The organism is Paraburkholderia sp. EG286A, assembly GCF_040965375.1.
Lineage (GTDB): Bacteria > Pseudomonadota > Gammaproteobacteria > Burkholderiales > Burkholderiaceae > Paraburkholderia.
In genome coordinates this window covers 811,646-823,669 of sequence record NZ_JBFRCB010000005.1, presented here as the reverse complement: position 1 = coordinate 823,669, position 12,024 = coordinate 811,646, and the positions used below count along the sequence as shown (strand labels likewise).

Annotated in this window: 9 protein-coding genes; 5 read left to right on the top strand and 4 right to left on the bottom strand. The window is 62.5% G+C overall.

What is annotated here, in order from left to right:
- Positions 1-392 precede the first annotated feature (392 nt).
- The 4 genes from AB4Y35_RS26870 to AB4Y35_RS26855 all read right to left on the bottom strand — a co-directional run bounded on the left by AB4Y35_RS26870 (position 393) and on the right by AB4Y35_RS26855 (position 6,299).
- Positions 393-1,421 (bottom strand): ParB/RepB/Spo0J family partition protein, encoded by a 1,029-nt coding sequence (locus AB4Y35_RS26870; protein WP_368706720.1) that lies wholly within the window; start codon positions 1,419-1,421, stop codon positions 393-395.
- Entirely contained in the window at positions 1,411-2,100 is a 690-nt protein-coding gene (gene parA, locus AB4Y35_RS26865; protein ID WP_342924965.1) for a ParA family partition ATPase, read from the bottom strand. Before parA ends, AB4Y35_RS26870 begins: the two co-directional genes overlap by 11 nt.
- 986 nt (positions 2,101-3,086) lie before the next feature.
- Positions 3,087-4,460 (bottom strand): replication initiation protein, encoded by a 1,374-nt coding sequence (locus tag AB4Y35_RS26860; RefSeq protein ID WP_368688749.1) that lies wholly within the window; start codon positions 4,458-4,460, stop codon positions 3,087-3,089.
- 1,524 nt (positions 4,461-5,984) lie between these two features.
- Positions 5,985-6,299, bottom strand: a complete 315-nt coding sequence (locus AB4Y35_RS26855; protein WP_368706719.1) for a DUF4148 domain-containing protein — start codon at positions 6,297-6,299, stop codon at positions 5,985-5,987.
- 499 nt (positions 6,300-6,798) lie between these two features.
- Between AB4Y35_RS26855 and AB4Y35_RS26850 the strand changes: the two genes are divergently transcribed.
- The 5 genes from AB4Y35_RS26850 to AB4Y35_RS26830 all read left to right on the top strand — a co-directional run bounded on the left by AB4Y35_RS26850 (position 6,799) and on the right by AB4Y35_RS26830 (position 11,929).
- A complete protein-coding gene (locus AB4Y35_RS26850) occupies positions 6,799-8,199 on the top strand; it encodes a sensor histidine kinase (RefSeq protein WP_368706771.1) in 1,401 nt (466 codons plus the stop codon).
- A 3-nt stretch (positions 8,200-8,202) separates the two neighbouring features.
- Positions 8,203-8,901 (top strand): winged-helix domain-containing protein, encoded by a 699-nt coding sequence (locus AB4Y35_RS26845; RefSeq protein WP_368706718.1) that lies wholly within the window; start codon positions 8,203-8,205, stop codon positions 8,899-8,901.
- A 154-nt stretch (positions 8,902-9,055) separates the two neighbouring features.
- Positions 9,056-9,730, top strand: coding sequence for a response regulator transcription factor (locus AB4Y35_RS26840; RefSeq protein WP_368706770.1), 675 nt, complete (start codon positions 9,056-9,058; stop codon positions 9,728-9,730).
- Positions 9,731-9,736: 6 nt separating this feature from the next.
- On the top strand, positions 9,737-11,167 hold the full coding sequence (locus AB4Y35_RS26835; RefSeq protein ID WP_368706717.1) for an ATP-binding protein: 1,431 nt from the start codon (positions 9,737-9,739) through the stop codon (positions 11,165-11,167).
- A gap of 33 nt (positions 11,168-11,200) precedes the next feature.
- A complete protein-coding gene (locus AB4Y35_RS26830; RefSeq protein WP_368706716.1) occupies positions 11,201-11,929 on the top strand; it encodes a response regulator transcription factor in 729 nt (242 codons plus the stop codon).
- Positions 11,930-12,024 lie beyond the last annotated feature (95 nt).

Sequence of the window (12,024 nt, the reverse complement as noted above, 5' to 3'; positions counted from 1 at the left end):
AATCAGCGCAATCGTGAAAAGGCGGCAGTTCATCTTATTAAGGATGACCTGGGAGGCTGGCGTTGTCAATCGCTCACAATCTTGTGGATTGTAATGCACTACAAATTACGTCTTGTTTGCTACGTTTTTCGCCTGGCGCGGATATCGCCACGACGGAAAATCCAAAAAGCGCAATTTAAGCCTGTCTCAGCTAACATGTTTCGTGAAACATTCTAGAAAACTCTATCTAACCCTTTGATTTTAAATCAGTATGCCTGATCCCGTATTTTTTCTCTTCTGTTTCACGGATTCGACCCCGGTGGTGGCTTGCGTACGGCCGGCGTCGCCGCTACAACAAAAAAGGGCGTCTGACGACGCCCTCCCCTGCTGCCGTTAGCCGACGCTCGCGATGCTCAGGCCGCCGTCCCGGTCGTATCCATTTCCGAAGCCCACTGCTCGATGACCGCCTTCACGCGCTCGGCCAGACGTTGCTGATCGGAAGGCGCGATGCCCTTCAGGCTCAACTCCGCGCGCCCGTCGCCGAACAGCTTCAGTTCGCCGAGCGCGACGCCGTCCGGTCGGTTGAACTGGACGCGGGACTGGTAGTGCGTACGGCGCGGCCCGACGCTGCGCGCACCCGCTTCCGCCGAGGCCGCCGCCTCGAGCTTGCGCACGCTCGCCTTCCCTTCGACTACCTGTTGAAGCCAATGCTCGGCGACCGTTGCGCCCGCCCGGTCGAAGATCAGCTTGATGTTGTAGGCGTGTCCGAGTCCGACATCCTTGCGATTCTGCGCCATCCTCTGCAGCAGATAAGGCGGCAGCGACGTGAGCGCGATCACCTTGCTGATGTGCTTCGGATCTTCGCCTACGGCCACTCCCAACTCGATCTGGTCGACGTAGACACGATCGTCGAGCAGTTTCTTCCACGCGAGCGCATCGTCGAATACCGTCTGCTCCTCGCGCTCCTTGTTGGCGTGATAGGCGCGCAGGTACAGGTTCTGGTTGTCGAGACCCTCGCGGACATCGGCGTCGATGAACTTGTCACCGCGCGAACGCGCAGCGCGAATACGCCGCTCGCCGTCGACGATCACATATTGGCCGGGAAACGCCGCGAGTCTCGTGACCAGGATCGGCGTGATCTGCCCTTGCGTGGCAAAGCTTTCGGCCAGTTCGTCGATCGTCTCCGCGCTATAGAACGCGCGCGGATTGTAGGGATTGGAGACGACATCTTCGACCGAAATCTTTCGGACCGCATGCAGCGAAAGCGGTGCCTCGATGACTTCGGCAGGCTGGTCGGCCGGTGTGTCCGCGACGTTGGGCGCGCCCGCGTCGCGCTGCGCGATATTGACGACATCGGCTTCGGCGAGACGCTCGCCAGCCGAAACGCGCTCGGCAGCCATGCCTGCGCGGACCTTGCTGGTGAAATTCAGCTTAGCGGCCATCGACCATCTCCTCTTCTTCATCCTGAACCAGCGCGATGATCTCGTTGTAGACGGCGCTGATCTCGTCCTTCGCGACTTTCGTCCCGCGCACGCCGCGCACATCGAAGACGGTGCGGCCGAGCGCTGCCGTCTGGCGATAGAGCTCTCGCTGTTTGATGGTTGCCGAAAATACGCGGACGTTGCTCTCGGCAAGGATGGCGCTCATCTGCGTGTGCAGGAGCGTCTTCGAATTAGATTTATTCAGCAAAATTGCGAATTTTCCGGCCGGGTTGGCCACGCGGGTTCGCTCGACCAACTCCATCATCCCTTCGCTACTCCAGATGTCGATTGGCGATGCATCCGTCGGAATGACAGTGGCGTCGGCGACGGCAAGCACGCGCGCGGTAGTCAGATCGTTGATATTGGGCGGGCAGTCGACGATGACGACGTCGTAGTCGTTCGCCAACGCGGCGATCTCCGGCCCAATCATCTTCTCCAGCTTGTGAATGCTGCCGACGCGGAACGGCAGAGGCGTTTCGGGACCTGCCGCTGCACACCAACTCATGCAAGATTGCTGACCATCGGCATCGGCGACATAGACCTTATAGCCTTCAGCCTGAAATGCCCCAGCCAGATTCATGCTGGTGGTGGTTTTGCCAACCCCACCTTTTTGGTTCGCTACGGCTATCACGAGACCCATTCGTTTCTCCATGCAATTGTTCAATAGCGGACGAGCCTCCGAGGCGCACTCTCCACGTGGAGACTCCAGCAAGTCATTCGAGAGTCTAATGGCAACTTAAAGTAAATTCTAGGATTTCCGCCTCAGACGTTGTCAGTTCACAACCAATTGGCCGAACGGATAAGGATTGGACGCACCGGAGAAGGTTGGCGAGCGGGCGGATTGACTGGATTGCGATATTTCAACGACGGTGGAAGCCGATCTCCACGTGGAGATCGCAGACTGCTGCCATCGAGGATACGGAGACCGCGTGCTCGTAGATCAATTAGACACGGCATCTTTGCATAGCCGTGTAATGCGCTTGTGACGGTGGGGATGGAGAAGGTTTGAATTGGGAGGAAGCGCCGGAGCAGTATTTTCCCGCGGAGGGGCGTTGAAGGGGCATTGAGCAAATCTCCACGTGGAGAGTCATCGGCTTGACCTCGATTTTCCCCTCGCTGTGAGTGCGCTGTGGATGAGCCAGAAACGATCCAGCCTGTACGGGTATCCAGCGAATCTCCACGTGGAGATTCATCAATCGCCATTCGAGAAAAATGCTAGCGCGTGAGTAACTGGTATCAAGGATGGACGGCTGGGTTGTGACAGCAAGCGAATACTGTCCACTACGAATGCGTCTGCGAACCTGTACATTCTGGATTGTTTAAAGCAGCGACTCTCCACGTGGAGATCAACGCGAACAGCACCAAGTAACCAAGCGGCATCAGCAGCCGCTGCGAGCCGAGACGAATCACGAATATCACTCCGCGGCACTCAAGCAGTCGAAGCCGGGCCCACCACGAAGAAATCCAGCCTGTCTAACAAGCAGAAGAATCGGAATATATATTTATCTACGATTTCTACGTCGTTATATTTAGCCAAATTTCCTTGCCCGCGGCCCGTGTGTCCTCACAGCGAATCGCACAAAAAAAACGGCGGCCGAAGCCGCCGTCCCGTTTCTTCGATCGCTTTCACTCGTCCCGCGCTTTCAACGCCAGATCGATTTCCGCAGCCTGCAGGCCTTCGCCCCCAGCGGGCGCCTGTTGTCCGCTCAACAGGAATTCGAGCAGATCGGCAGCAGTCGGTTGGCCCCAGGTGTCCAGCACCACCCAACGGAAGAAGTTCGTCGACGCCATCTTGCTCGGCACCTTCGCCGTCGACACCTTGAGCTTGTCCATGCCGACCGTCTCGTTGTAGCGCTTGATCAGCGCAGTCTGGTCGTCGTACTCGAGCTCATTGAAGTAGGCGCGCGCCTCGTTGATCTTCGCGGCGATATAGCGGTCCTTCACCTGATCCTGACTTTCTCGCGCGCGGCCAGCGTCGGCGGCGGGCGAGGCGGCATTCGCACCGGGCAACTCGTAGCCCTCGGTCAGCGCCTTGCGGAAATACGCCGCCACGTTGGCGAGCGGCGCTGCGTTTTTCTGCGCCACCCGCGCCGCGGTATAAGCCACCGCTGTGCGAATCTTGTCCTCGCCGTATTGCTTGAGCAGGCGCCGTGCCTCGGAAACCGGGATGCTGAACTTCGACATCTCGCCGATCAGCAGCGTTTCGTTTGCCCGCAGTTCCTGGGACGGATCGGTCTCCGGCTTGCGGGTCACACGGAACTGCAGGGCGACGACCGAGCGTCCCACCTTGTGCTCGATGAGCTCGAAATTGTGATCCGATATCTCGTTGACTTCCTTGATGCAGGGCACCAGCACTCGGCTCTTGAACTGCTTGTAGAGCTTGTACGATTGCGCCGAAGTATCCTGCCCAAGGATCAGGTCGCGCAGCGTCGCGAGCGGAAAGCGCGCCGTCACACCCACGGCCTCGTAGCGAACGACGTTCTCCCACAGCGCGAGCGAATGCGCCTTCCTGAACTGACGCGTGATGCGCATATCGATCATCGCGTAGATTTCAGGATTGAGCAGTTCGCCGCGAATCTGCTCGGAGAAGGTGTAGCGCAATACCGATCGCTCGAGTTCGGCGCCGGCGAGCAAACCGGAGGCCTTCCAGATGCTGCGTTTGTCCTGCGTGAGGTAGTCCCAGTTGACGACCGTGCTGATGAGCGAGTTGATCGTTTCCTTGACGTACTCAGTGTTGTTACTGTTCAGATCGACGTCCTGGGAGAGGGCGGAGATTGTGATCTCGAACGACGAGCGGCCGCGGTCGAGGGAATCCTGGCGAATGGCGTTCTTGATCAGCGAGCTGAACATCTTGCGCTGTTGCAGGCTGATCGATCCGGACTTCGGTGCGATATGAATCGCCGGAACGGCCTTGCGGAACAGATCAGGCGGCTGGCCTTGCTGGAATACGAGTGCACCTTGTTTGTCGGCGTCGCCGGCTTCGGCCTTTTTTCTTGCCATATGAACCACGATAAAAGGGAACCTGGTCGGTTGGTAACTGTATACCAAGCGACCAGGTGACTCAAGGCCGCAAACGCAATCGTGACGCGGCACGACACCCACAGGCGAAGAGCATTGACAGCCGGCGATTCTGTGCCCCGATGGCTACCGGGAACCCGTCCTGGGCACTCAGAACAGACCCCGCTCATGAACCCATAACTGGTGACCTTTGCATCGCCGGGCGCTGAAACCCATCCCATAGGCAGTGACCTTTGGGTCTAATGTGAGTACTCACTCTGTGAATGTAGGCTCCACAGGTAGCCGTCCATGGGATTTTTCGCGTTGCTATCCAGGTTGTCGCCCCAAGCGGGTCAGCCAAGCCTCAACACGCTCATGACGCCCATAAATGGTGACCTGAACCGGCTCCCACAAATGGCTACCCATGCGGAGGCAAAAGTCGGCGCCGGAGGTCTGGGAATCAGCGCTTGCTCCCATAACCGGTGACCTATACCGGATCCCATAGGCTGTTACCTGGCTCCAGCGAGCTTCTCCGCGTGCAAGGATTCATGCGGGGGAGCCAATTCGGTGCTCGATTGCACCGGGATTCCTCTCCCGACAAGCCACCATATCCGGTTACCCAAGGGAATTCCCAAAAACGGTTACCTGAACCGAGCCAAGGAGACCTCTTGAACGCAGTCGGGAAGGGCACCTCATCCCATAAGCGGCGACCTTCACCGACTCCCATAGACCGTGACCTGAAGGCAAAATCGCTCCTTTTCCCATAGCGGGCGACCTTCCCCCCATATCCACAACCCGTAAACCCCATGCCCGGCTACCGAAGTCCCATATCCACAACCCGAAACTCCCATACCCGGGACCGCAAATCCCATAACGCGCCACCAAATCGGCCGCAAAGCCTTGCCTGGTAACGGTTTGCGGCGCCTAAAGGTTTACTAAAGTTGTTAAAGCGTAAAAGGTAAACACTGAAACACGCGTTCGATGAGAAAGACGTCTCCCAAAACCGGGGACCTTAACGCATGTGAGTGGTCACCAACCTCCGTAACCCCATTCCTGGTTACCTAGCCCGTCTACCAACGCTTTGCGGGCACCATAGACCACTACCTAAGCCCCCTCTTCATGAGAATCGACTTTTAGATATTGGATCAAGCCATTGAATCATCAAGAAAAACCTTTGAATGGTCTCCGCCTATGGTGCCGTTCCTGGATCAAAGGTAACTGCCTATGGGAGCAACTGAATGACTACGAAGCCAGTGGATCTCCACCATAAGGCGCTCTGCCGGCCCCGGACTCCCGCTCGATCCAGGTCACGGGGGCGAGCGACCTGGAAAAGGGCACTCGTTGACCAATGTGGACGAACCGTTCCTCCCATTTCCGGTTACCCAACTCAGGTCACCAGATATGGGAGCCGGCGAAGGTCCACCTGGGCGCGACCCGCCGCGGGCACGAAAAGCCGCGCGCCAGCCTGACAAGGTGCACTGCACAAAATCCATCGGTGACCTACGGCCCGCCGAGCGCTTCCCGATCTCAGTCCGAATTCGCGGGAAAGGTCACCGCGGCCGCGGTGTGCTGCGGCAGGCAATCGCTGCGGTACTGATCGGCGAGACGCTGCTGGGCGGCTTCGATATCGGCGGGATAGGTGTTGTCGTCCGAGTTCGGTTCGTAACCTACCGCCTCGAGTTCACCGAGTTCCCGTATCAGATCCGCATGCGTGACCTCGTGGGCCGGTTTGACGAACGGGTAGCTGTGGCATTCCTGTTGCGTGAGATGCGGCGCGGCGACCGCGCTCACGCTCAACGCTCCCACAAACGGCACCCATACGAACTTCAGCCATGACTTCATGATGCATCCTCCTTTTGATGAACCCGCAACGAAATAACAAAGCGCGAACGCGCGAAAAAGCGGATTCGAGGATAAGGAGCTGCCGACGCTGGATCCGGCTCAGCCGGATGACAGAAGGTTCATCTGCCCCACGCGCGCGTGACGCGAGAACTCGCGTACGCACGAATTGACAAATCGACAGGTCCGCGTCACATGCCAGTAAGAAGATGACGCGCTCTTCATTGCCGTGATGCCGTTGTGTCGGGGGCCCGCCACTATGATGGCCAGGCACGAGCGCATCCGCGTTCGTGGGTTCGCCAGTGAGTCGTCGAGCCGGCCATTCATTGCCATCGGGGGTAGCCATGTCAGTCTGCGAGAAAGCACCGCGCGCACGCGTGCCGGCCTTGCCCGACTCGGGGCCCCGCATGCGAGGCGCGCGATGAACCTGCCCGCCTGGGTGGCGCTCGGGCGTGGCCTGTTCGTTCCGGCGTCGTCGCGGGCGGCGCCGGACGTGCGGGACATGGGCAGCGACCACTGGCAGACGACCACGTTCCGCTGGTTCACCGCTTACGCAGCGATCTTCTCGCTCGCATTCATGGCGCTGCTCGGCGTGATCGAATACTCGGTGACGTGCGCGATGATGCGCGAGACCGACAGCGGCCTGCGCTGGCAACTGCGCTACTTCGATTCGCGCAGCGACGCGAGCCTCGCCGGCGCCATCGACGCGCGCCTCGCACGCCCCGACCGGCGCGACAACTTCTACGGCCTGTTCGCGCCGGACGGGCGCTGGCTCGCCGGCGATATCCGCGTGATACCCACGGGTCTGGCGCTCGGACACTACGGCCAGTCGCACGAGCACACGCGCGGCCAGACCTTCGCGCTCGATCCCGGCTCCGCGAGATCGTCCCTGCGCGCCATGGGCGAGATTCGCGCCGATGGCGCACGCCTCGTCGTCGCGCGCACGCTTTCCGACGTGCGCCACGTTCATGACGAACTGATGAAGGCGTTGATCGGCGGCGGTCTCCTGTGTCTCACCGGCAGCCTGTGCGCCGGACTCGTGCTGAGCATGCGGCAGATCCGGCGCGTCGCCCAGATCAAGCGCGCCACGCGACGCATCGCGAACGGCGACCTCGCGATGCGGCTGCCGGTCGCCGGGCGCGACGAACTCGACATGCTCGCGCATCTCGTGAACCGCATGCTCGACGAAGTCGAGCGCCTGATGGGCGAGGTGAAGAGCGCCTGCGACGGCATTGCCCACGATCTGCGCACACCGCTCACGCGCTTGCGCCTGCGCCTCTCACACGCCGCCGAAGCGATGGAGCAGCGCGGCGAGGCGGTGCTCGCCGGCGTGCTGGTTGGTGCGCGAGGGGAGGCCGATGCCGTGCTCGGCCGTTTCTCTGCACTCCTGCGCATTTCGGAGATCGGCGCCATCGATCGCCGCCGCGGTTTTGCGAGCGTGGCCCTGGCCGATCTCGTGCGCGAGCTATGCGAACTCTATGCCCCGCTTGCCGAGGAAAAAGCCATCGACATGCACGCCGCCGTCGCGCCGGTCGAACCCATTCACGCCGACCGCGCGCTGCTCTTCGAAGCGCTGAGCAATCTGCTCGACAACGCCATCAAGTTCGCGCCGCGCGGCGGCGCGGTGCAGGTCGAGTTGCGCGCGGGCTCGCGCGGACCGCAGCTCGCCATCGCCGACAACGGACCCGGCATCGCGCCCGGCGAACGCGCCGCGGTGCTGGGGCGCTTCTATCGCAGCGAGCGCACCCGCCACCTCCCGGGCACCGGTCTCGGGCTCGGCATCGTCTCGGCGATCGTGCGGCTGCACGACTTTCGCCTTGCCATCGGCGCGGCGAACCCAGGGACGCTCGTCACGATCGACTGCTGGACGCATCAAGCGCGCCACGGCCACGCGGGCCCGTAAACGATGAGACTCCTGCTGTGCTCGTCCTCGGCCGCCGAGCGAAGTTACCTCTACAAGGCGTTGAGCGAGAGCCTGAACAGCGTCGAGGTTGCCGATAACGTCGAGTACGCCGTCTATCTCGCGTCGCAGGAGCCGTTCGATACGGCGTTCCTCTGCGCTGCCGCGCCCGAGGCGCACGTCGGCATCGCCAGCGCGCTCGCGGCCTTCACGCGTTTGCCCGACGCGCCGGCGATCGTCGTTGCGCTCGCGCGCGCGACCCCCGCGGACTGCGCGCGCCTGCTGCGCGCGGGTGCCGATGCGTGCTTCGTGCAGCCCTGGTCCATCATCGAGATTCAGGAGCGCATGCTCGCGCTGCGCCGCGGCGCGCTCGTTCACGCGAGCGCGCCGCTCGTGCGCCTCGACCCGTCCACGCGCGATCTCGTGGAGGGCATGCGGCGCGTGCCGCTCACCACGCGCGAGTATCTGCTCGTCGAGTGTCTGCTGCGCCATGCGGGCGCGCCCGTCGCGCGCGAGCAACTGATTCGCTATGCGTGGCCCGACAAAGCCGACGTCGAGCCGTCGAGCGTGAACCTCGTCGTGTCGCGTCTGCGGCGCAAACTCGCGTCGCACGGCGCGCATGCGAACGTGGAGACGGTGAACCGCTACGGCTATCAACTCGATCTGCACGCGCGAGAGGCAATCATCGGCGTAATCGATACGTAAGCACCCCGGCACCGCGCGCGCGACCGTATTGCTGTTGCAACCTTAAATTTAATTTCATGAAAGGAATCGCGGCGCGGCGCGGACGCAACGGTAAACTCGAGGCTCTTGAATAGTCGTGCCGCCGGCACGACGGAGTGCGAGAAAGATGAGTCAGGTGCGCGTTTTGACGGTGGAGGACGATGCCGTCACAGCCAACGAGATCGTCAGCGAGCTGACGCAGCACGGCTTTGCGGTCGAATGGGTCGATAACGGCCGCGACGGCATGGCGCGCGCGATGAGCGACGAATACGACGCCATTACGCTCGACCGGATGCTGCCTGGCGTGGACGGTCTCTCGATCCTCACGGCCATGCGCACGGTCGGCATTCAAACGCCGGTGCTGATGCTGAGCGCACTCGGCGACGTAGACGAACGCGTGCGTGGCCTGCGGGCGGGCGGCGACGACTATCTCACCAAGCCTTTCGACCCCGAAGAACTCACCGCACGCCTCGAGGTGCTGCTGCGCCGCCGCCAGGCCGCGAGCGTCGCTCGCGAGACCGCGCTGCGCGTGGGGCCGCTCGAACTCGACCTCATTTCGCGCAAGGTGCGCCGCGACGGCGAAGAAGTCGTGCTGCTGCCGACCGAGTATCGCGTGCTCGAATTCATGATGCGCCATGCAGGCAAGACCATCACCCGCACCATGCTGTTCGAAGCCGTATGGGGCTACCACTTCGATCCGGGCACCAACCTGATCGACGTGCATATGGGCCGCCTGCGCAAAAAAATCGATCCGCCGGGCGTGCCGCCGCTCATTCAGACCGTGCGCGGCTCCGGCTACATTCTCGGATAAACCGCTTTGTCGAGTCGTTCTTCTTCCGCCGCGTCCGCGCCGTTGCGCCGGCGCTGGCCCACCACGACGTTCCGCTGGCTGTGCGCCTACACCGCGCTGTTCGGCGTCTTTCTCACGCTGCTGGTCGGCTTCATCGCGTGGACCGCAAGCACGACGATCGAACGCGACGCCGATTCGATCATGGGCTGGCAGCTCATCTATTTCGATTCGATTCCCGATGCGCAGTTGCCCGAGGCGATTCATCAGCGGCTCGAACACGAGCGCATGCACGTCAATTATTGCGGACTCTTTACGAGTGACGGTCGCTACATCGCGGGCGACCTTCTCGCGCCTCCGCCGCACCTGACCTATACGCGCGAAGGCAGCACGCACGCCCATACGGTGAAGCTGCTCGACCGCGACGTTTCGCCCGTGGTCCGCGCAATGGGCGAGGTGCGGCCGAGCGGCTTGCGCCTCGTCGTCGCGCGCGACATGACGAGCGTGCTGCGCATTCGCAAGATCATGGTGCGCACGCTTGCTGCGGGCGCCGTGCTCGCGTTGCTTGCGGCCGCGGCAGGCGGCCTCGTGCTCGGCATGCGCCAGATTCGGCGCGTACGCGAAATCCGCCGGGTGACCGAATGCATCGCGCGAGGCGACCTCGATCGGCGCCTGCCCGTGGGCGGAGACGACGAGCTCGATATGCTCGCCCATCTCGTGAACCACATGCTCGACGAAGTGGAGCGGCTGATGGGCGAAGTGAAGGGCGCTTGCGACGGCATCGCACACGACCTGCGCACGCCGCTCGTGCATCTGCACACGCTGCTCGCGCGCGTGGCCGAGCGCGACAGCATGCGCGGCGACGCCGCCGGTGCGGTGCTGCTCGATCAGGCGCGCACCGAAACGGGCCAACTGCTCGAACGCTTTCGGGCCATGCTGCGCATCTCCGAGATCGGCACGCTGCAAAGGCGCGGGGGCTTTGCGACTGTCGACCTGCACGAACTGGTGCAGGAACTCGCCGACCTCTACGAGCCGCTCGCCGAGAGCCGCGAACTCGAATGGCGCATCGCGGCCGAGCCCGTCGCCGAGATTCACGGCGACCGCGCGCTGCTGTTCGAGGCGTTCAACAATCTCATCGACAACGCCATCAAGTTCGCGCCGCAAGGCGGCGTGGTGAGCGTGACGTTGCGCTCGACGCCGCTCGGCCCCTTGCTCGAAGTGGCGGACAACGGTCCGGGCATTGCGCCTGGCGAGCGCGCGGCGGTCCTGCAGCGCTTCTATCGCGGCGAGGCGGTGCGTCATATCGCCGGCTCGGGCCTGGGGCTTTGCGTCGTGGCCGCCGTGATGCGCGTCCACGATTTCACGCTGCGTATCGACGACGCACGCGAACTGGCGGGCGAAAAGCCTGGCGGCCCGGGTACGCGCATGAGTGTGGAATGCTGGCCGCGCTCGCTCGCCTGACACCTCCCGTCCAGCCGTCGGACACTCGCCGTCATGCGCATCCTCCTTATCTCCCCGAATCACGCCGAAGGCGCCTGGCTCCAGAAGGCCCTGCACGAAAGCGCGCATAGCTTGCAGCGTGCGGAAGACCTGCGCGACGGGCTTTTCGTCGCCGGAGAGGAGCCATTCGATACGGTGATCGTGATGGCGCTCGACAGCGCGCTGCTGCCTGCGCTGCACGGCATTCTGCCCGGGCTCGCCAGGGTCGCGGCTGGCGCGACGATCATCGCCGTCCTCGGCATCGAAGCGAACGCGAGCGAGCGCTCGAAGGTGCTGCGCGCGGGCGCCGACGCGTGCTTTCGCTACCCGTTCTCGTTCATCGAAATGCACGAGCGCATGCACGCGCTATTGCGCACCACAGCGGCGTGCGGCGTCGTCGTGCAGGGCGTACAGTCCGCGCCGACCGCAAGCGGCGCACAGCCCGTCCAGAACGCGCCGCAGCTCGATGCCGGTACGCGCGAGATCGTGGAGGGTGCGCGCCGCGCGGAGCTCACGCGCCGCGAGTACCTGCTCGTCGAATGCCTGCTGCGTCAAACCAACGTGCCCGTGCCGCGCGATCAGATGATCCGCTACGCGTGGCCCGAGAAGGACGACATCGACGCTTCGACCGTCAACCTCGTCGTTTCGCGGCTGCGGCGCAAGCTCGCGCGCGAGGGCATCGAAATGCGCATCGACACCATCAGCCGCTACGGCTATCAACTGACCTTGCCGACGTTCGACTGATGCGCGCGCTGAGGTAACCGTTTGTGGGAACCGGTTACCTATCCGCGCCCGGACGCGTGAGTTTGTTAACATCGAAAAGCAAACGGCACGCTGAG

What these genes read in the sequence shown, in the direction of transcription:
- AB4Y35_RS26850 (WP_368706771.1), top strand. Translation starts at nt 6,799, where the DNA reads ATGGGCAGCGACCACTGGCAGACGACCACGTTCCGCTGGTTCACCGCT.
- AB4Y35_RS26830 (WP_368706716.1), top strand. Translation starts at nt 11,201, where the DNA reads ATGCGCATCCTCCTTATCTCCCCGAATCACGCCGAAGGCGCCTGGCTC.
- parA (WP_342924965.1), bottom strand. Translation starts at nt 2,100, where the DNA reads ATGGGTCTCGTGATAGCCGTAGCGAACCAAAAAGGTGGGGTTGGCAAA.
- AB4Y35_RS26855 (WP_368706719.1), bottom strand. Translation starts at nt 6,299, where the DNA reads ATGAAGTCATGGCTGAAGTTCGTATGGGTGCCGTTTGTGGGAGCGTTG.
- AB4Y35_RS26870 (WP_368706720.1), bottom strand. Translation starts at nt 1,421, where the DNA reads ATGGCCGCTAAGCTGAATTTCACCAGCAAGGTCCGCGCAGGCATGGCT.
- AB4Y35_RS26845 (WP_368706718.1), top strand. Translation starts at nt 8,203, where the DNA reads ATGAGACTCCTGCTGTGCTCGTCCTCGGCCGCCGAGCGAAGTTACCTC.
- AB4Y35_RS26860 (WP_368688749.1), bottom strand. Translation starts at nt 4,460, where the DNA reads ATGGCAAGAAAAAAGGCCGAAGCCGGCGACGCCGACAAACAAGGTGCA.